At 70.4% G+C, this 18,989-nt stretch carries 16 protein-coding genes; 10 read left to right on the forward strand and 6 right to left on the reverse strand.

Going from position 1 to position 18,989, the window contains the following annotated elements; genetic code table 11:
- Positions 1–11 precede the first annotated feature (11 nt).
- From ACZ39I_RS27570 to ACZ39I_RS27580, 3 genes are read right to left on the reverse strand one after another with little or no spacing between them, the layout of a single operon-like run.
- Positions 12–3,539, reverse strand: a complete 3,528-nt coding sequence (locus tag ACZ39I_RS27570) for a 5-oxoprolinase/urea amidolyase family protein (RefSeq protein WP_467247267.1) — start codon at positions 3,537–3,539, stop codon at positions 12–14.
- The gene (locus ACZ39I_RS27575) at positions 3,536–4,174 is read right to left on the reverse strand and encodes an urea amidolyase associated protein UAAP2 (RefSeq protein WP_467247268.1); all 639 of its coding nucleotides are present in this window, start codon (positions 4,172–4,174) and stop codon (positions 3,536–3,538) included. The genes ACZ39I_RS27570 and ACZ39I_RS27575 overlap by 4 nt, the downstream gene beginning before the upstream one ends.
- Complete coding sequence (locus tag ACZ39I_RS27580) at positions 4,171–4,995, reverse strand: urea amidolyase associated protein UAAP1 (RefSeq protein ID WP_467247269.1); 825 nt, start codon at positions 4,993–4,995, stop codon at positions 4,171–4,173. Before ACZ39I_RS27580 ends, ACZ39I_RS27575 begins: the two co-directional genes overlap by 4 nt.
- Before the next feature lie 377 nt (positions 4,996–5,372).
- Between ACZ39I_RS27580 and ACZ39I_RS27585 the strand changes: the two genes are divergently transcribed.
- The 6 genes from ACZ39I_RS27585 to ACZ39I_RS27610 all read left to right on the forward strand — a co-directional run bounded on the left by ACZ39I_RS27585 (position 5,373) and on the right by ACZ39I_RS27610 (position 10,889).
- Complete coding sequence (locus ACZ39I_RS27585; RefSeq protein WP_467247271.1) at positions 5,373–6,038, forward strand: TetR/AcrR family transcriptional regulator; 666 nt, start codon at positions 5,373–5,375, stop codon at positions 6,036–6,038.
- A gap of 249 nt (positions 6,039–6,287) precedes the next feature.
- A complete protein-coding gene (locus tag ACZ39I_RS27590; RefSeq protein WP_467247272.1) occupies positions 6,288–7,877 on the forward strand; it encodes a sensor histidine kinase in 1,590 nt (529 codons plus the stop codon).
- Positions 7,874–8,281, forward strand: coding sequence for a roadblock/LC7 domain-containing protein (locus ACZ39I_RS27595; RefSeq protein ID WP_007380839.1), 408 nt, complete (start codon positions 7,874–7,876; stop codon positions 8,279–8,281). The genes ACZ39I_RS27590 and ACZ39I_RS27595 overlap by 4 nt, the downstream gene beginning before the upstream one ends.
- On the forward strand, positions 8,278–8,700 hold the full coding sequence (locus tag ACZ39I_RS27600; protein WP_467247273.1) for a DUF742 domain-containing protein: 423 nt from the start codon (positions 8,278–8,280) through the stop codon (positions 8,698–8,700). Before ACZ39I_RS27595 ends, ACZ39I_RS27600 begins: the two co-directional genes overlap by 4 nt.
- Positions 8,681–9,301 carry a GTP-binding protein gene (locus ACZ39I_RS27605; RefSeq protein ID WP_467247275.1) on the forward strand — a complete coding sequence of 207 codons (621 nt, stop codon included), beginning with the start codon at positions 8,681–8,683 and terminating at the stop codon, positions 9,299–9,301. The genes ACZ39I_RS27600 and ACZ39I_RS27605 overlap by 20 nt, the downstream gene beginning before the upstream one ends.
- A 127-nt stretch (positions 9,302–9,428) precedes the next feature.
- The gene (locus tag ACZ39I_RS27610; protein ID WP_467247277.1) at positions 9,429–10,889 is read left to right on the forward strand and encodes a cytochrome P450; all 1,461 of its coding nucleotides are present in this window, start codon (positions 9,429–9,431) and stop codon (positions 10,887–10,889) included.
- On the opposite strand, the gene ACZ39I_RS27615 is transcribed toward ACZ39I_RS27610, so the two are convergent.
- Both ACZ39I_RS27615 and ACZ39I_RS27620 read right to left on the reverse strand, forming a co-directional pair.
- Entirely contained in the window at positions 10,866–11,846 is a 981-nt protein-coding gene (locus ACZ39I_RS27615) for an RluA family pseudouridine synthase (RefSeq protein WP_467247279.1), read from the reverse strand. The genes ACZ39I_RS27610 and ACZ39I_RS27615 overlap by 24 nt on opposite strands.
- A gap of 88 nt (positions 11,847–11,934) precedes the next feature.
- Entirely contained in the window at positions 11,935–12,945 is a 1,011-nt protein-coding gene (locus tag ACZ39I_RS27620) for a terpene synthase family protein (RefSeq protein ID WP_467247281.1), read from the reverse strand.
- Positions 12,946–14,009: 1,064 nt separating this feature from the next.
- On the opposite strand from ACZ39I_RS27620, the gene ACZ39I_RS27625 reads away from it, so the two are divergent.
- On the forward strand, positions 14,010–14,606 hold the full coding sequence (locus ACZ39I_RS27625; RefSeq protein ID WP_467247283.1) for a GNAT family N-acetyltransferase: 597 nt from the start codon (positions 14,010–14,012) through the stop codon (positions 14,604–14,606).
- Between the two features lie 20 nt (positions 14,607–14,626).
- Here the strand turns inward: ACZ39I_RS27625 and ACZ39I_RS27630 are convergent, their stop codons facing one another.
- Positions 14,627–16,180, reverse strand: coding sequence for an amino acid permease (locus tag ACZ39I_RS27630; RefSeq protein WP_467247285.1), 1,554 nt, complete (start codon positions 16,178–16,180; stop codon positions 14,627–14,629).
- 244 nt (positions 16,181–16,424) lie between these two features.
- Between ACZ39I_RS27630 and ACZ39I_RS27635 the strand changes: the two genes are divergently transcribed.
- From ACZ39I_RS27635 to ACZ39I_RS27645, 3 genes are all read left to right on the forward strand, one after another.
- Complete coding sequence (locus ACZ39I_RS27635; protein ID WP_451475910.1) at positions 16,425–17,015, forward strand: PadR family transcriptional regulator; 591 nt, start codon at positions 16,425–16,427, stop codon at positions 17,013–17,015.
- A gap of 169 nt (positions 17,016–17,184) precedes the next feature.
- The gene (locus ACZ39I_RS27640) at positions 17,185–18,174 is read left to right on the forward strand and encodes an ATP-binding cassette domain-containing protein (protein ID WP_467247287.1); all 990 of its coding nucleotides are present in this window, start codon (positions 17,185–17,187) and stop codon (positions 18,172–18,174) included.
- Entirely contained in the window at positions 18,171–18,947 is a 777-nt protein-coding gene (locus tag ACZ39I_RS27645; RefSeq protein WP_352390097.1) for an ABC transporter permease, read from the forward strand. The genes ACZ39I_RS27640 and ACZ39I_RS27645 overlap by 4 nt, the downstream gene beginning before the upstream one ends.
- Positions 18,948–18,989 lie beyond the last annotated feature (42 nt).

Here is an 18,989-nt window from a genome sequence, read left to right on the forward strand (position 1 = left end):
TGCGGCCGGTTTCACTGTGCGGCCGGGGCCAGGACGAGCAGTGCCGTCCCCGCCTCCACCTGGTCGCCCGGCCTCGCCAGGATCTCCGCGACCACGCCGGCCGTCGGCGCGTGCACCCTGGACTCCATCTTCATCGCCTCCAGGGCGAGCAGCGGCTGCCCCGCTGTCACCACGTCACCCGGCTCGACGTTCAACTGCCATACGGACGCGGCGAACTCGGCCTCGATCAGGCGGCCGCCCGCAGGGACCGAGATGTCGGCGGGGGCGGCTGCCGGTGCGGACACCGACTCGGCCCGCGCGAACTCGCCCGCCGCCTCCCACGCGTCCCGCTCCGCCGCGAAGGCCGTCTGCTGGCGCTCCCTGAACTCCGTGATGGAATCGGCGTGTTCGGCGAGGAAGGTCTGGTACTCGGCGAGGGAGAAGGTGCCCTCCTCGATACGGGGCACGAAACGGCCGGATGTGATGTCGGCACGCAGCTCCAGGAGTTCGTCCGCGTCCACCGGATACCACCTGATGCGGTCGAAGAAGCGCAGCAGCCAGGGCGAGCCCGGCTCGAACGCGCCGCGCTGCTGCCAGGGGGACCACACCTGGGTCGTACGGCCCACGAACTGGTAGCCGCCGGGGCCCTCCATGCCGTAGATGCACAGATACGCTCCGCCGATGCCGACCGAGTTCTCGGCCGTCCAGGTGCGTGCCGGGTTGTACTTCGTGGTCACCAGGCGGTGGCGCGGGTCGAGGGGGGTGGCCACCGGGGCGCCGAGGTAGACGTCGCCCAGGCCCAGGACGAGGTACTCCGCGTCGAAGACCGTGCGGTAGACGTCGTCCACCGAGTCCAGGCCGTTGACGCGGCGGATGAACTCGATGTTCCACGGGCACCAGGGCGCGTCGTCGCGGACGCCCGCCATGTAGCGGGCGATCGCCTCGCGGGTGGCAGGGTCGTCCCAGGAGAGCGGGAGGTGGACCGTGCGGGAGGGGACGACCAGTTCGTCGGACGGGGGCAGGGACGCGGTGATCTGCCGTACGGCGGCCAGGAGTTCATGCTGGGGCAGCCGGTTCGGGTCGGTCCGGATCTGGAGGGAGCGGATGCCGGGGGTGAGGTCGGTGATGCCGTCCGGGCCCTGTTCGGCGACCGCCTCCATCAGCGCGTGGACGCGCATGCGCAGCGCCAGGTCCAACTGCATGGGGCCGAACTCGACCAGCAGGTTGTCGTCGCCGCTGCGGCGGTAGGTCACATCGCCGTCGCGGGCGAGGATGCCGCCGTCCACGATCGCAGGGCGCACCGAGCCGTCCGTGGTCACCGGGACGAAGCGGACGGTGTCGCCGGGGCGCAGCTGGCCCAGCTTCCAGCGCTCGGTGCTGATGACGGTCGCCGGGCACACGAAGCCGCCGAGGGAGGGCCCGTCCGGCCCCAGGAGCACCGGCATGTCGCCCGTGTAGTCGACCGCGCCGACCGAGTACGGCGTGTCGTGGATGTTGGACGGGTGCAGGCCGGCCTCGCCACCGTCGGTGCGGGCCCAGCGGGGCTTGGGGCCGACAAGACGGACACCGGTGCGGGCCGAGTTGAAGTGCACCTTCCAGTCGGCGGCGTAGAAGTCCCGGATGTCGTCCTCGGTGAAGAACTCCGGGGCGGCGTGCGGGCCTTCGGCAGCGGCAATGTGCCAGGTGGAGGTGAAGGAGGGGCGCGTGGAGGCGACGGAGGGGCGGTTCTCGACGGGCGTGCCGTCGGCCCGGCCCGGCCCGTGCAGTACGTCTCCCGTCCGCAGGGCCCGTCCGCCGTGTCCGCCGAAGCGGCCCAGCGTGAAGGTGCTCGCGCTGCCGAGGAAGGCCGGCACGTCGAGGCCGCCCGCGAACAGGACGTACGTCCGCAGGCCGTGTTCGGCGGGTGCGCCGATCTCCAGGACCGAGCCCGCGGGCACGGTCACCGGCTCCCACTGCGCCACCGGTGTGCCGTCGACGGTGACCGGGGCCGGAGCGCCCGTCACACAGACGGTCGTGGGGTGGGTGAACCTCAACGACGGTCCCTGCAAGGTGCATTCGAGGCCGGGGGCGGCTTCCGGGTTGCCCAGCGCCCGGTTGCCGAGCCGGAAGGAGAGGTCGTCCATCGGGCCGGACGGCGGCACGCCGACCTGCCAGTAGCCGGTGCGGCCCGGCCAGTCCTGGACCGTGGTGAGGGTGCCCGCCGCGACGACCTCGATGCGCGGGGTCGGGTCCTGAACCCCTGAGAGGGTCGCCGTGGAGTGTGCGGCCGTCCTGAAGTCGGCGTCGGCCAGCGCCGCCCGGACCAGGCCCAGATTGGTCTCGATGCCGTCGACACGGGTGCGTGCCAGGGCCTCGTCCAGCCGTTGCAGCGCGTGGGCACGGTCCGGGCCGTACGCGATGATCTTCGCGAGCATCGGGTCGTACGACGTCGTCACCTCGGTGCCGGTCTCCACCCAGCCGTCGACGCGGACCCCGCTGGGGAACTCGACGCGGGTCAACAGGCCCGCGCTGGGCCGGTGTTCGCGGGAGGGGTCCTCGGCGTAGACGCGGGCCTCGACGGCGTGGCCGCGCGGGGGGCCCGGTTCCCGTACGACGTCCCGCTCACCCCGGGCCAGGCGGAGCATCCAGGCGACCAGGTCGACGCCGTAGATCTCCTCGGTGACCGGATGCTCCACCTGGAGACGGGTGTTGACCTCCAGGAAGTAGGCCTCCTTGCGGGCGGCGTCGTAGACGAACTCGACGGTGCCCGCGGAACGGTAGCCGACAGAGGCGCACAACTCGCGTGCGCTGTCCGCGAGTTGTGCGCGGACGTGGGCGGGAAGGCCCGGTGCCGGAGCCTCCTCCAGAACCTTCTGGTTGCGGCGCTGGAGGGAGCAGTCACGGTCGCCGAAGGTGACGACCCTGCCCTCGCCGTCACCGAAGACCTGCACCTCGACATGGCGGGCGTGCTCGACGAGCCGTTCCAGGAAGACGCCGGCCAAGGAGAAGGAGGCGGCGGCGACGCGCTGCACCCGGTCCCAGGCGTCGGTCAGTTCGTCGGCGGAGTGACAGGCCGACATGCCGATGCCGCCACCGCCGCCGGTGGCCTTGAGCATGACGGGATAGCCGATGGCTCCGGCCGCTTCGAGGGCTTCGTCGAGAGAGGGCAGCAGACCCGTTCCCGGCGCCAGCCGCACACCCGCCGCCTCGGCCGCGGCCCGTGCCGTGTGCTTCGCGCCGAACAACTCCAGCTGCTCGGGCGTCGGGCCCACGAACACGATCCCCGCTTCCTCGCAGCGGCGGGCGAAGACGGCGTCCTCGGACAGGAATCCGTAACCGGGGTGGATCGCGCCCGCGCCCGAGTCCTTGGCCGCCTTCAGCACCAGGTCGGCGTCGAGGTACGACTCCTTCGCGGGCGCCGGGCCGAGACGTACGGCCTCGTCGGCGAGCCGGACGTGGGGGGCGGCCCGGTCGGCGTCGGAGTACACCGCGACGGTCCGCAGGCCCAGTTCGCGGGCCGTGCGGATGATCCGGACCGCTATCTCGCCCCGGTTGGCGACGAGGAGGGTGTCGAAGGTCATGCGCCGGCCCCGATCGTCGCGTCCACAGACCCGATCGTCATTTCCACGGGTGTCGGGTCGAAGCCGTTGCAGGGGTTGTTGATCTGGGGGCAGTTGGAGACCAGGACGAGGACGTCGCGTTCGGCGCGCAGGGCCAGGGAGAGGCCCGGGGCGGAGATGCCGTCGACGATGCCGAGGGTGCCGTCCTTCTCGACCGGCACGTTCATGTACCAGTTGATGTTGGAGACGAGGTCGCGCTTGCCGAGGCCGTACTTCGCGCCCTCGGCGAGGAAGTTGTCCACGCACGCGTGCTGCGACCAGGTGTGGTGGCCGTAGCGCAGCGTGTTCGACTCCTTGGAGCAGGCGCCGCCGACCGTGTCGTGGCGGCCCACGTCGTCGGCGGTGACCGTCATCAGCGGGGTGTGCTCGTTGGACATCAGCACGCTGCCCGTGGTGAGGAAGATGCCGCCCTGCGCCTGGACGGTGTCGGGGGCGCTGTAGCGGACCGCCGGGTCGTGGGCGTCGTAGACGAGGAAGTCGACGGCCTGGTTGCCGTGCAGGTCGGTGATGGTGAGCGTCTCGCCCTCGCGGATGACGGAGGACCAGGCGGAGCGGGCCGGAACCACCGCCTTCGTGTGCGTCCCTTCGAGATTCATGCGCGTCCCTTCGAGGCGAGGAAGTCGGCGGTGTTGAGGAAGGCGCGGCGGCCTTCGGGGGTGGCGTCCCAGAGGGGGGCGCCGGCGCGGGTGGGTTCGGCGCGCCAGGCGAGGACCTCCAGCGGGGTGCTGACGTAGGCGGGCCGGGGGTCGGCGGGGTGCGGGACGTTGGCGATCAGCACCGTCACGTCCTGTTCGGCGCGGAGGGTGACGCCGGCGCCGGGGCCCGCCGAGCCGGTGAAGTCGAGGGTGCCGTCCTCGCGGATCCGGACGCCCTGGAAGAAGGAGAGGGAGGGCGGCAGATCGCGCGGTTCGAGACCGTTCTTCGCGGCCGCCAGCTTGAAGAGCTCACGGCCGGCGGGGGAGGGGCTCTGGGGGGTGCCGTCGCCGTAGCGCTCGGTGTTGCGGGCCAGGGTGGAGGTGCCGCACAGGGCGTCGTGGCGACCGGAGGTGTCGGCGACGACGCTCGCGAGGACGCGGCCCTGGTCGGACAGGAGCAGCTGGCCCTCACCGAGGTAGGCGTTCCACTGGACCTTGACCGTGTCGGCGACGTTCAGACGCTCCCAGGGGCGGCCCTCCGCGTACAGCAGGAGGTGGGCGCAGGCGTCTCCGTGGAGGTCGGTGAGGCGCAGTTCGGTGCCGCGGGCGAGGACGCGGTGCGTGTAGTTGCCGCCCGCCACGGTCTCCGCCCACACCAGGGGGCCCGCCGCGGAGGGCGGCTCCGGCCAGTCGCCGGCCGGCACGACGGGCATGGCCTCGGCACGGGTGCCCTCCTGGGCGCGGGCGTGTGCTCGGGCTCCGTATGTGGTCTCTGTGGCCATGGCGGACCTCCGGCTCCGGGGGGTGTTTCTGTCGCTTGACAGAAATTAAGGGCGGGGTAGGTCGGGGGGATTGCCCGGGTGTTGCGGGGGAGTTACCGGGGGCTCACGGGGGGTGGGGCGGGGCGCGTTGTCGGGTTCGTGGGTGCGTTGTGGGGTGCGGTGCGGCAGGCCCCACGCGTTCGGGTGCGGCATGATGGATCCGGTGCGTTGTCGGGCGCGGGACGGTGGGGGCTGGTCGCGCAGTTCCCCGCGCCCCTGGGGGGTTGGTGTGTGCGTGTCGCTGGGCGGCGGGGTGCGTCCGGTGGGTGTGGTCGTCCCGGGGGCGCCCGAAGATCACCCGGAGATCACCCCGCGCCCTGTGTGCGAGGATCGAACGCATGGGTACGACAGGTGGGGCGGCGGAGTCCGGGCGGCGGGTCGGCAGGCCCCGGGCCGATCGGCGGCCGGACAGCGGGCTGGCGCCGCGCGATGAACTCCTCGTCGCCGCAGCCGAGTTGTTCACCTCCCTGGGTTATGCCGCCACCAGCACCCGGGCCGTCGCCGAGCGTGCGGGCATGCGGCAGGCGTCCATGTACCACTACGTCTCCGGCAAGGAGGAGCTCCTCGCCCAGCTCCTGGAGTCCACCGTCACGCCCTCGCTGGCGTATGCCCGTGAGCTGCTGGCGGACGACAAGACCCCGGCCGAGGGCAGGCTGTGGGAGCTGTGCCGCGCGGACGTCGAGGTGCTGTGCGGCGGACCGTACAACCTCGGCGGGCTCTATCTGCTGCCCGAGGTGCGCGCCGAGCGCTTCGCCGGCTTCCACGCCGTGCGCGCCGAACTCAAGGACGCCTACCGGCAGTTGCTCGCCGCGACGGCCGCGGGCGGCGCCCTCGCCAAGAGCGAGCTCGAGCTCCGCACGGACCTGCTGTTCGGCCTGATCGAGGGCGTGATCCTGGTCCACCGCTCCGACCCCGAGCGGCCCGTCTCCGTCTTCGCGGAGGCCACCGCGGACGCGGCCCTGCGCATCGCCGGAATCCGAGTCGAGCACCCGGCCGAGAGCTGATCTTCACTCACCGCGGTGAGTGGGTTTCGTGCGCCCGTACGCCATGACTCGGTGTGTTCGGCTGATCTCGGAGCGTGTAAATGGACCGAGGTTACTCCAGTCGCAATGCCCGTTTCAGGCGCTTGCTGAATATGACACGGCGATGATCCGGTCGGACTAAGCTCGCCCGCAGCGCACCGAGTTGATGTGTATTCGTGCGCTTGTTCCCTATATGTGCGACTCCCCGTCGATACGTCTCAGAGGGCCCACATGGTGAGTGTTCAATCCCCCCCAGGACGCCGTGAACTGCCGTATGCGCGCGTGCTGTTGCTCCCCGCCATAGTCATGGCCGCGGCGACCGGGGCCGGTGTCGCGCTGGTGCAGCAGCCCGCCAGGGCCGCTGTCGGCTGGTGCGGTGCCATCGCCACGCTGCTGGTGATCGCGGTGGCGGCCGAGGCCGTACGGCGCGGTCGTGAGCTGCGTGACCAGCGACTCGAGCACATCCAGCACACGGCTCATCTGAAGCAGCGCATCGCCGACCACGACCAGGACATGATCCGGTTCGCCAAGGAGATCGCGCCCGCCGCGCTGGACTGGCTGCGCCGCGGAAGTTCCCCCGGAGAGGTGATTCGCCGACTCGGTGAGTTCGATCCCGCCTGGGCGAACCTGCCCGAGGCGCAGATCCGGTTGCTCAAGACGGTGCTCACCATCGTCGACACCGAGGAGATCATGCGTGACGCCGCGCAGCGCTCCTTCGTGAACATCGCCCGGCGCGTGCAGGCCATCGTCCACCAGCAGGCCAACGAACTGCGGGAGATGGAGGAGGACCACGGCCGCAACCCCGAGGTCTTCGACGACCTCCTGCGCATCGACCACGGCACCGCGCTGATCGGCCGGCTCGCCGACTCCATCTCCGTCCTCGGCGGCGGCCGCCCCGGCCGGCAGTGGCCCGAGCCCGTCGCGCTGTACAGCGTGCTGCGCGGTGCCATGTCCCGGATCCTGGAGTACCGGCGCATCGACCTCTCCTCGATCGCCAAGGTCAACGTCAAGGGCACCGCCGTAGAGCCGGTCATCCACGCCGCGGCCGAACTCCTCGACAACGCCACGCGCTACTCGCCGCCCCAGAGCAAGGTGCACGTCACCGCCACCGAGGTGCAGACCGGCGTCTGCATCGAGATCGAGGACGCCGGCGTCAGCCTCAGCGAGGAGGCCCGGCTGCGGGCCGAGGGCATGCTGGAGCGGGCCAAGGCCGGCGTGGACCTCCAGGACCTCGGCGAATCGCCGCGCCTCGGCCTCGCCGTCGTGGGCCGCCTCTGCGCCGCGTACGACATGCAGGTCTCCCTGCGCGCCTCCGCGTACGGCGGCGTCCGCGCCATCCTCGTCGTGCCCAGCGACATGCTCACCGACGAGCCCGGCGTCGGCCTCGCCCACGGCATCGGTGCCACCGCCGTGCCCAAGGCCGAACTCGGCGCCCTGCCCGGCCCCAAGCGCACGATCAAGAAGCGCCGCCCCACCAGCCCCAAGTTCACGACGCCGGTGTCCATGGAGGACGACGTCCCCGAGGTCACCGAGTGGACGGCCAACGGGCTGCCGCAGCGCCGCAGCCGGGTCAAGACCTCGCTCAGCCAGCGCTACGCCGAGCAGGCCGAGATCGAACGCGCCGAGCGGGAGGGCCGCCCGACCATCTGGTCGACGGCCAGGCGCGAGCCCGAGCCCGAGCCGAAGCCCGATGACACCCCGCCGGGCCTGTGGGTCCAGGCGTTCATGGACGGCCTGAAGCGCCCCACCTCTTCCGCAGTCACCCAGCCGACCGACGAACCGGCCCGTACCGAGGCCGAAGACGAGGGGAACCTCAAGTGATCCAGCAGCGAGGCAACTTCGACTGGATGCTCCAGGACCTCGCCAAAGGCGTACCGGGCATCCAGATGATCGTGGTGCTCTCCGCCGACGGGCTGCGCATCGCCCGGCACGGCGGGGACCCGGACACCGCCGACCGCGTCGCCGCGGCGTGCGCGGGCCTGCAGAGCCTGGCGGGCGCCGTGGCCGGGGAGATCCCCGGCAGCGACGGCAAGATGAAGATGGTCCTCATCGAGATCCACGGGGGCTACTTCTATCTGATGGCCGCGGGCCCCAACGCCTACCTCGCGGTGCTCTCCGACATCATCACCGAACCCGGCCACATGAGCGCCCGTATGAGCGATCTGGTCGTCCGCATCGGCGCGCACCTGACGAGCCCGCCCCGGCGCAACGGGCAGACCGTATGACTCCTCCGCAACGCCGACGGCGAATCCCCAAGGGCGGTCCGGAACCCACCCCGCCACCCCCGCAGGAGGGCCAGGACCCACCCGAGGGACCGAAGAAGAACCCCGAGCGGCTGTACGTCATCACCGGCCCCGACGGAGCCGAGCGCTCGGAACTCGACCTGGTCACCTTAATCGTGGCGCACGCCGACCCGCCGCCCTCCGCCACGCCCGAGCAGGCGGCGCTGCTCAGGCTCTGCACGGCCCCCCTGTCCGTGGCCGAGCTGTCCGCCTATCTCAGCCTGCCGTTCAGCGTGGTGACCGTCCTGCTCACCGAGCTGCTGACGGCCGAACTGGTGACGGCGCGCGCCCCGGTGATCCGCCAGGCGCTGGCCGACCGTTCCCTCCTCGAAGCGGTGATGCATGGACTTCAAAGGCTCTGACACCATCCCCGGTCCGCGAACAGAGGACCACCTGCCCCCGACCGCCGAGGCCGCGGTGAAGATCGTCATCGTCGGCGGCTTCGGCGTCGGCAAGACGACCATGGTCGGCTCGGTCAGCGAGATCAAACCGCTGACCACCGAGGAGACCATGACCCAGGCCGGCATCGGGGTCGACGACAACTACGGCTCCGAGACCAAGACGGCCACCACCGTGGCCATGGACTTCGGCCGCATCAGCATCACCGACCAACTGGTCCTCTACCTCTTCGGCACCCCGGGCCAGGAGCGCTTCTGGTTCCTGTGGAACGGCCTGTTCGAAGGCGCGCTCGGCGCGGTGGTCCTGGTGGACACCCGACGCCTCGAGGTCAGCTTCGACGTCATGGACCGCCTGGAGGAACGCGGCGTGCCGTTCGTCGTCGCCGTCAACACCTTCCCCGACGGCCCCCGCCACGCCGTCGAGGACCTGCGCAGCGCGCTCGACCTGAGCGAGGAGATCCCGATCCTCGAATGCGACGCGCGACGGCGGGCGTCCAGCCGGGACGTGCTGATGACGTTGTTGCAGTTCCTTCATTCGCTGGCGGTGGAGAAGGCGCCTGTGTGAGGCGAGACCCCACAGAACCGTCGCCGCTTGACCTCCCCGACGCTCCCGGCCTCGCTCGAACCACTCGGGCCGGGACAGCCCATGACTTTCTCCAGACCAGATCGACCTCAGCTCCGGAGCGACCATCGTGACGCCTGAATCCTTCTCCCCGGCCGGTACGTACGACCCCGCGGGCGCCCCGCCCCCCGGCTGCCCCGCGCACGGCATCGGCGTCGGCGGACTGCGCCGGCTGTACGGGCCCGGTGCGGAGGATCTGGAGGCCGTGTACGAGGAACTCCGCGCCGAGCACGGAGCCGTGGCCCCCGCGCTGGTGCACGAGGATGTGCCGATCTGGGTGGTACTCGGCCACAGCGAGAACATGCACCTGGTGCGCACCCCCTCGCACTTCAGCCGTGATACGCGGTTGTGGGGCCCAATGCAGGACGGCACCGTCAAGCCGGATCACCCGCTCATGCCGCACCTCGCCTGGCAGCCATTGTGCTGCCACGCCGAGGGCGACGAGCACCTGCGGCTGCGCGGCGCGGTCAACGGCGCCATCTCGACCATCGACCACCGGGGCATCCGCCGCCACATCAACCGCGCGACCCAGCACCTCGTCAACAGGTTCTGTGAGCAGGGCAAGGCCGACCTGGTCAGCCAGTTCACCGAGCGCCTGCCGATGATGGTGATGTGCGAGATCCTCGGCATGCCCGACGAGTACAACGACCGGATCGTCGAGGCCGCCCGCGACCTCCCCAAGGGCACCGAAACAGCCATCGCCAGCAACGAGTACATCATGGACGTCCTGATGCGGCTCACTGCCCGCCGCCGGGCCGAACCCGAGGACGACTTCACCAGCCATCTCATCAACCATCCGGCGCGGCTGACCGATCAGGAGGTCAGCCAGCACCTGCGGCTCGTCCTGATCATCGCGTACGAGAGCACCGCCAACCTTCTGGCCAACGTACTGAGGGTGGTACTCACCGACCCGCGGTTCCGCGCCCAGTTGAACGGCGGCCAGATGACGGTGCCCCAAGCGGTGGAGCAGTCCATGTGGGACGAACCGCCGTTCAGTACCATTCTCGGTTACTTCGCCAAGCAGGACGCCGAGTTGGGCGGTCAGCACATCCGCAAGGGCGACGGCCTGATTCTTGGCATCGCGCCGGGCAACGTCGATCCGCGCGTCCGTCCCGACACCAAGGCTCACATGCAGGGCAACCGCTCGCACCTCGCCTTCAGCGGTGGTCCCCACGAGTGCCCGGGGCAGGACATCGGCCGTGCCATCGCCGACGTGGGCGTCGACGCGCTGCTGACCCGGCTTCCCGACGCGGAACTCGCCTGCGACGAGGAGGAACTGGAGTGGGAGGAGACGCTCTCCAACCGGCATCTGGTGGCTCTGCCCGTGAAGTTCGCGCCCAAGCCTCAGCAGGACGTCATGGAGCGTCCCACGCACCCGGTTCCGTCCCAGCGGCGCACCGACTGGCAGGTCGGCACGCCGAAGCCGGAGCCGGTGGCTGCGGAGCCCTTCGCTCCGGCGCCGGTGCCCGAACCGGCGGCCGTACGGCTCGGGGCGTTCCAGCGTTTCCTACGCTGGTGGCGCGGCGAGTGAGCCGGGGACACCGGATCCGGTTGCCCACTCCTCGTACGACGACCAGGCCCGCAGCACGCGCGGACTGACGAACTGATGCTCGACTCCGGTGACCGGATCGGTGAACTCCAGTGTCCGCGCCAGCAGTTGGAGCGGACGTCGGAAGTCGCCGGGCGCCACTGGGGCGGTGACCACCGGATAGAGGGGGTCACCGAGGATCGGCACCCCCAGGGCACTCATGTGCACCCTCAGCTGGTGCGTCTGCCCGGTACCCGGTGTGAGCCGGTACCGGGCGCGCTCGCCCAAGTGCTCCAGCAACTCGACCCGGCTGACGGCGTTGGGCTCACCGTCGACCTCGCGGGCCGCCAGGACTCCGCGCTCCTTGACGATGCGGCTGCGCACGGTACGGGGAAGGGCCAGTGCCGGGTCGTAGGGGGCCACGGCTTCGTACTCCTTGGCCACCCGTCTGTCCCGGAACAGGGATTGATAAGCGCCGCGTTCCTCGGGACGCACGGTGAACATCACCAGGCCGGCCGTCAGCCGGTCCAACCGATGCGCGGCGCCGAGCGCAGGGATGGCCAGCTCCCGGCGCAGCCGCGCCAGGGCCGTCTCGGCGACATGGCTGCCGCGCGGGGTGGTGGCGAGGAAGTGCGGTTTGTCGGCCACCACCAGGTGCTCGTCCCGGTAGACGACGTCGATCGGGAAGGGAACCCGCTCCTCGGCGGGCAGGGCGCGGTGGAACCACACGAACATCCCCGGCACGTAGGGCATGTCCCGCGGCACCGGATGCCCGGCGGCATCCACGATCTGTCCCGCCTCCAGCATCCCGTCGATCATCTCGGTCCCGGCCGCGAGCCGCGCCACGAGATGATCCCGCACGGTCGGCCAGGCATCACCTGGCGGCAGCCGCACCCGCACCGGATCGACCCCGTCGCGCTGCGGCAGGGGAGAGGGCGGGGGCGGAGTACGGCGTCTCATCACGATCAAGCGTACGAGGCCTGACCGACAGGGGCGGCGAGACGCGGTGAACAGGGGCCGGCGCGAGGACGGGAACTGACCTCGGTCGTCAAGATCCGTGCCTCTTCGAGGGGCCTTGCCCCGGGGCCGGAGCTTGATACCGCGTGGCGCTGTCCTGCCAGACGTGGAAGCCGGTGAGGTGGTCACGCATCGCCTTCATAACGGCGGACACCTGCTCGCGGTCCTCGCTGTCCAGCCGCAGCTGGTCGCAGAGCTCCGGGAGCTGAGTGGTCTCCAGGTGTTCGTATTCCGACAGCCTGGCCATGCGCAGCCGCGTGACCGAAGCCGCGGCCTGGTCGGTGGTGAGCTCCAGAAAATTGGCGAACACGAGGACGGAGTTGCACGTCTCATCTTCGTCCTCGACCTCACGGCGATAGGAGCGGATGTCGTTGTGGAGCGCCTGAATGTCCGTCCAAGCGTCCATCAGCGCACGAAACGGCCGTGAACGGCGCACGCGCACCGGCACCTCCGCACCCGCCACGTGCTCGGCGAGGCAGACCCCGACGGGGCCGCCGTATGAGCCACGACGGCGGACCAGGTACTCGGCCGGATCGGGGATCCGCCCGCCGCGTATGCATTCCAGCTCCCAGCACTGCCCGTCGGCGTATTCCATCTGGGCGTTCAGCATGTCGCGTTTCCAGGCTGTGGACCGGGTCGGAGCCAGCCGCAGCCATATGTCGGCGAGGGACCTCTCGATGGGGTTCTCCGGCTCGGGCATCGCACGGGCGGTCCCGTCCAGTGGCATGAACAGAGGAAGCCGGTCGACCATGGCCCGCGCTCCGTCGAGGTCGCGACGGGCCTTGAACGTCCGCACGAACAGCAGGTCGAGAGCGAACATCCACGCATACACGTGGTACATCAGGAACAACTCGTCCCTCGGCGCGACGGGATAGCACCACGCAGCACATTCGGGGAGTCGGATGGCCGACCACTCGTCCGGAGTGGCTGAGATGGGCAGGAGCCCCATGCTGTACGTCCACGCGTCACCGTCGCGGCGCAGCAGGTCGACGCTCGGATTTTCCCGCCACGCATAAGTTATCGAGGACGAGGCAATACTCATCGTGCTGATCTCCCGTCGCGTATTCAAGACCTGGAATGGCCAGTCCTTCTCAGGTCCTTCGGCTTGGGTAGGACACGGAATCGAAAGGCGTTCCGGGGGTACACGGGATGTGAGGGGGCGCGGGTCACGGCCAGGGTGACGGGCGCCGAGCGAGGTGTGCGTGCCCGATCAGTGGAACGGCCCGGGCGACTCGCCTGGAGCAGAGCCATGCATGATGCCCTCCGGGTGGCGGAGCCGACGAAGTCCATGAACTACGCGTTGTGTTCCGTACGCTGCGCCCGCAGCGCGGCTGAACTCGTGCTCGAACCCGGCCTCGTCAACTGCGCTCCAGGCGGCCGTGGTCTGCGCGGCGGCAGCCGGACGGTACGGAGGATCGGTGGCCACCACTGCCACGACAGCGTTGTCGGAGGCGAGGTCGTGGATCATCCCTACCTTCCAGTGCCACCGTGGGTTTCGTCAACTGTCCGGGGCGAGTTGGCGCTGGTGCGAGGCACCGTGGGGGACGGCTGCGAGGGGCGCATCGGGTAGGGGCCGGGCTGTTGTACGCGGCGACATTCCGGGCGACCCGGTCGGTAAGAAGCGGGCGTTCGCCGCCGGCGGATTCGCACGGGTACACGGCCACGCCGACCGTACCGACCGCGTCCGCGCCTGACGCGCGACACGCTCCCAAGGCCCCCCGCCGACCATCGCAGGCATTCGGCCACCACCCTCACAGGCCCGGGTGCGACACCGCTCATGCCCGCAATTCACCCTGACAGCCCACCACTTCGCACCATGCGACGATTTCCGGCCGCGGGGAAGGGGGCGCAGCCCCGGCGCACGGAGCGGATCCCCTGGCCGCCGGATGCACGGCCGCGCATTCCAGGCCACCGATGCGCCGCGGGGTACCACCCTCGTTTGCGACAGTTGGGAAGCAAGTTCGCCGCGGGGTCAGTACGTCCGGTCCCAGCGGTCGGGGCGTGGACAGCGGTCGCGCGAGGGTGGGTTCCGCGTGGCCGTGTCTCATCGCCGGTGAGGAAAAAACCCGTTGGGACGGGCCTCGCCCGATTGGCAGGATGCGGTTCATGCCGTACCTCACCGGCCCGGTGCTCGCACCCGGCACCCTCTCCCGCACCGCCCAGCCCACCCTCCCCACCGGTGACGGGCTGCTCCTGCGTCCCTGGCGGGCCGAGGACGCTCCCGCGGTCCATGCCGCGTTCCAGGACCCGGTGATGCACCAGTGGCACGCCCGAGCCGCCGACTCCGTGGACGAGGTCGGCGGCTGGATCGAAGAGTGGCGGGAGGCCTGGGCGAGGGAGCAGACCGCTCAGTGGGCCGTGGTCGACGGGGGCACCGGTCTGCTGCTCGGCCGGGTGGCCCTGCGTGAGATCCATCTCGGCGACGGGCAGGCCGAGATGGCGTACTGGACGACCGCCGGAGCCCGGGGGCAGGGGGTCGCGGCGCGTGCCACGGTCGCCCTGTCCCGCTGGGCTCTCGACGAGGTCGGGTTCCACCGTCTCGAACTCATGCACGCCGTCCGTAATGAGGCGTCGTGCCGTGTCGCCACCAAGACGGGCTTCGTCCTGGAAGGGACCAAGCGGAGTGCGGTTCTGCACCCGGACGGCTGGCACGACATGCATCTGCACGCGCGTGTGCGGGGTGACCGAGGGGCCGGTAGCTGAGGTGCTCCCGGACCCCGCAGTCATCCCGCGGTCATCGCGCCCCCCGACGTACGCCCGCGCAGTGCACGCCAGGTCACGCCCACTGCCAGCGTCGCGGCCAGGAACAGCACCGTGAACCACTGGAAGTACCAGTGCCCGCCCGCCGGGTCGTACACCTCGGCGCGGGGCCAGGCCAGGTTGACGGTCATCAGGAGGCCGTAGAGGAGGGCCAGGGCGTTGACCGGGATGCCCCAGCGGCCCAGGGAGAACAGGCGGGCGCCTTCCTCGTCGGTGCCTGACGAGGAGAACTCGCCGCGTACTCGGCGGATCAGCAAGGGGCCCGTGACCATCGCGTACGCCAGGTACAGCATCACGATGCAGGTCGTGCCGATCGCCAGGAACGCCTCCGGTGAGGCGAAGTTGAGGAGGAGCAGCGCGGCCGCCAGGATGCCGACGACCAGAGCGGGGGCGGTGGGCATGCCGGTGCGGGGGTTCACGCGCGCGAGGCGGCCCGCGAAGGGCAGTTGGCCGTCGCGGGCCATGGAGAAGAGCATGCGGCAGGCCGCGGTCTGGATGGCGAGGGTCGCCACCGCGATCGCGACCACCACGTCGGCCAGCAGGGCCTTGCCGACACCGTCGCCGAGGCTGCTGGTGAGGACGTAGCTGAGGCCGTCGACCGACAGGTGTCCGTCGGTGAGGCTGGGGGCGGCGAGCAGGCCGGCCAGGACGATCAGGCCGCCGAGCGCGCCAGCCGCGGCGAGCGCGGTGAGGATCGTACGGGGCGCGGTGCGCCGGGGGTTGCGGGTCTCCTCGCTCATCTCGCCGGCGCTGTCGAAGCCGATCATCACGTACGCCGCCGTGAACGAGCCCACCAGCAGTGCCCCGAACAGGCCGTTCTGCGCGGCGCCCGTGGTGTGGAAGGTGATGCTCGGGGTGCGCTCGGAGTGGGTCAGCAGCAGCACGATGATCAGGACCGCACCGATGATCTCGGCGGTGACGCCGACCCGGTTGATCAGGGACATCACACGGTTGTCCACGACGTTCACGAGAGTCGTCAGGACGAGCAGGATCACGCCGAGGACGGCCGCGTTGGCAGCACCGTCCGCCGAGGTCGGGGCCGGGTCGGTGCCGACCAGCTGGAAACCCGACCAGATCGCCGGGAGCACCATCTGCAGGGCCAGCGCCGCCGCGGCGACCACGACGATCTGCCCGATCACCATGATCCAGCCGGCGAACCAGCCGAAGGTCGCGTTGGAGAGGCGGGACGACCACTGGTAGATCGCGCCCGAGAGGGGGTAGCGGGCCGCCAGTTCCGCGAAGCAGGCGGCCACCATCAGCTGCCCGACCAGTACCGCCGGCCAGGCCCAGAAGAAGACGGGGCCGCCGAACGCGTACCCGAAGGCGAAGAACTGGAAGACGGTCGTCAGGACCGAGATGAAGGAGAACCCCGCCGCGAAGGACGCGTACCGGCCCAGGCTGCGGTGCAGTTCCTGGGAGTAGCCGAACTCGGTGAGGGACCGGTCGTCGGGGGAGGGGGAGGGGGAGGGGGAATCCGGGGGATCGGGACGGACGTCGGAGGGACTGGTCGTCGTCACGGCGGTACCTGCCTTCGGCGGCATGAGGGCGGAAGCGCGGAACAGCGGTGCGGCAGCTGAATTCCTGTCGGGTGACAGAAATTAGGGAGAAGCTGTTTCGGGTGCGTGACGCGGTCGTGTCGGCGCGGAGCCCAAGTCCTCACGTGCTTGCGCGGACCCCCTATACGCGATACATCGTGTCTCTTGACGGCTCTCGTGGCTCGCGATATGTTCGGCCACGGATATTCGGATGCGAGGTGATTTCATGACGCGGCGCAAGCTCCGCAACCCTCTGGCGCTCGCCGTGCTGGCGACGCTGTGGCAGAAGCCCATGCATCCCTACGAGATCGCCCAGACCCTGCGCCGCCAGGGCAAGGACTCCAGCACGAAGATCAACTACGGCTCGCTCTACACGGTCGTGCAGAACCTCGAGAAACACGGATTCGTCGAGGTCACGGACGTGGAGCGGCAGGGCAACCGGCCCGAGCGGACCGTCTACGGCATCACCGCGGCCGGGCGCCAGGAGACCACCGAGTGGATGTCGGACCTGGTCGCCTTCCCGGCCAAGGAGTACCCGATCTTCGAGACCGCGCTCTCACTGCTCGGCGTGCTCCACCCCGACGACGTGGTGACGCTGCTGAAGGAGCGGCTCGACGCTCTGGAGGTGCAGATCGCGAGCGGCCGAGGCGCGCTGGAGAAGCTGTACGAGACGCTGCCACGGCTCTTCCTCGTGGAGAACGAGTACCAGCTCCACATGATCGAGGCGGAGGCGCAGTGGGTCCGCGGCTTCCTCGACGAGCTCAGAAAGGGCACGCTGCCCGGCATCGAGGAATGGAAGGCGTTCCACGAACCGTGACCTGAACGAGAGCAGGCCCCGGCACGGCTGTTGCAGCAGCCCGCCGGGGCCTCGAACCCCGAACTGAATCCGCCCTGAGGCACATCCAGGCGATCGAGGTGCGGCACACCCAGGATAGCCCGGTGCTCCTCCAGCGGATCAGTCGTCATTCACCAGGAGAGCACCTGTCATGAACACCCGTGCGCCCGCGATCGAGGCGCGTCAACTGATCAAGACCTACGGCGGTGAGGTCACCGCCCTCAACGGCATCGACCTCGTCGTCGAACGGGGCAGCGTCTTCGGTCTGCTCGGCCCGAACGGCGCCGGCAAGTCCACCACCGTCAAGATCCTCACCACTCTGGCCCGCCCCGACTCGGGCTCGGCCACCGTCGCCGGCCACGACGTGCTGCGCCACCCGGACCGGGTCCGGCGGGCCATCGGGGTGGTGGCCCAGGGCTCCGGCGCCGACCCTGTCGCAACCGGCCGCGAGAACCTCCGGCTCCAGGGCAGGCTCTACGGCTTGAGGGGCGCCGCCCTGGACCAGCGGGTGGACGAGCTCCTGGAGCGTTTCACGCTCACCGAGGCCGCCCGGCGTCCGGTCAAGGGCTACTCGGGCGGCATGCGACGCCGGCTCGACGTCGCCCTCGGCCTGGTGCACCGCCCCGAGGTGCTCTTCCTCGACGAGCCCACCACCGGTCTCGACCCCGAGGCCCGCACCGCGATGTGGGACGAGATCGGCCGGCTCGCGGGGGAGGAGGGGCTGACCATCCTGCTCACCACGCACTACCTCGAAGAGGCCGACCGGCTCGCCGAAAAGGTCGCGGTCGTCGACCGCGGTCGGATCGTCGTCGAGGGCACCCCGGACGCGCTCAAGGGCGAACTCCGCGGCGACGCCGTGCATGTGGAGCTGCGCGAACCGCTCGGCGACGCCGGGCGCACGCTGCTGACCGGCGCCCTGCGCGGGGTGCCGGGCGTGCACGAGGTGCTGGCCGACGGACACCGCGTCAGCGTCCGCGCCGACGACGGGGCAGCCGCCGTACCCGCCCTGCTCGCCGCGCTGGAGCGGGCCGGGGTCGAGGTCGCCACCGCGACCGTCGCCCGCCCCTCCCTCGACGACGTCTACCTGCGCTACGCGGGCCGCCGTTACTCCGACGCCGAAGACCTGGTGGGTGCCCGATGAGCATGGCCGTCTCCCAGACCTGGTACATGACGCAGCGTCAACTCATGGTGTTCGTACGGCAGCCCGCGTTCGCCGTCATCACCCTGGTCCAGCCGGTGATCTGGCTGTTCCTGTTCGGCAGCCTCTTCCGGAAGGTCGTCGAGCTCGGTGGCTTCGGCACCACCTCGTACCTCGACTACCTGGTCCCGGGGGTGGTCGTGATGAGCGCGCTCAGCTCCAACATGTGGGCGGGGATGACCACCCTGGACGAGATCCAGCGCGGCACCCTCAACCGCTTCCTGACCACTCCGGTCAGCCGGGCCGCGCTGATGAACGGCAACGTCGTCAACAACGGCCTGGTCACCGCCTTCCAGTCGGTGGTCATCGTGCTGCTCGGGCTCCTCGGGGGCGCCGACTACCCGGGCGGCATCGCGGGAGTCGCCGTCCTGGTGCTCGCCTCGGTCCTGCTGGGCACCGTCTTCGGGGCGCTGTCCAACGCGCTCGGCATGCTGGTGCGGGAGCGGGAGTCGATCATCGGGATCAACACCTTCCTGCTGCTCCCGCTCACGTTCCTGTCCAGCGCTTTCATGGCGCCCTCGCAGATGCCCTCCTGGATGCGGCACATCGCCGACTTCAACCCGCTGAACTGGGCGATGGTGGCGGGCCGTTCGGCCCTGTCCGCCGATCCCGACTGGGGCGTGGTGCTGGGCCGCGGGGGAGCGCTGCTCGGGCTGGCGGTCGTGGCGGTGTGGCTGTCGATCCGGACGTTCCGGTCGTACCAGCGGTCGGTGTGACCCCTGCCGGACGCGACTCCGGACATCGACTCCGGACATCGA

The sequence above is a fragment of the Streptomyces sp. NPDC024687 genome (assembly GCF_055559055.1).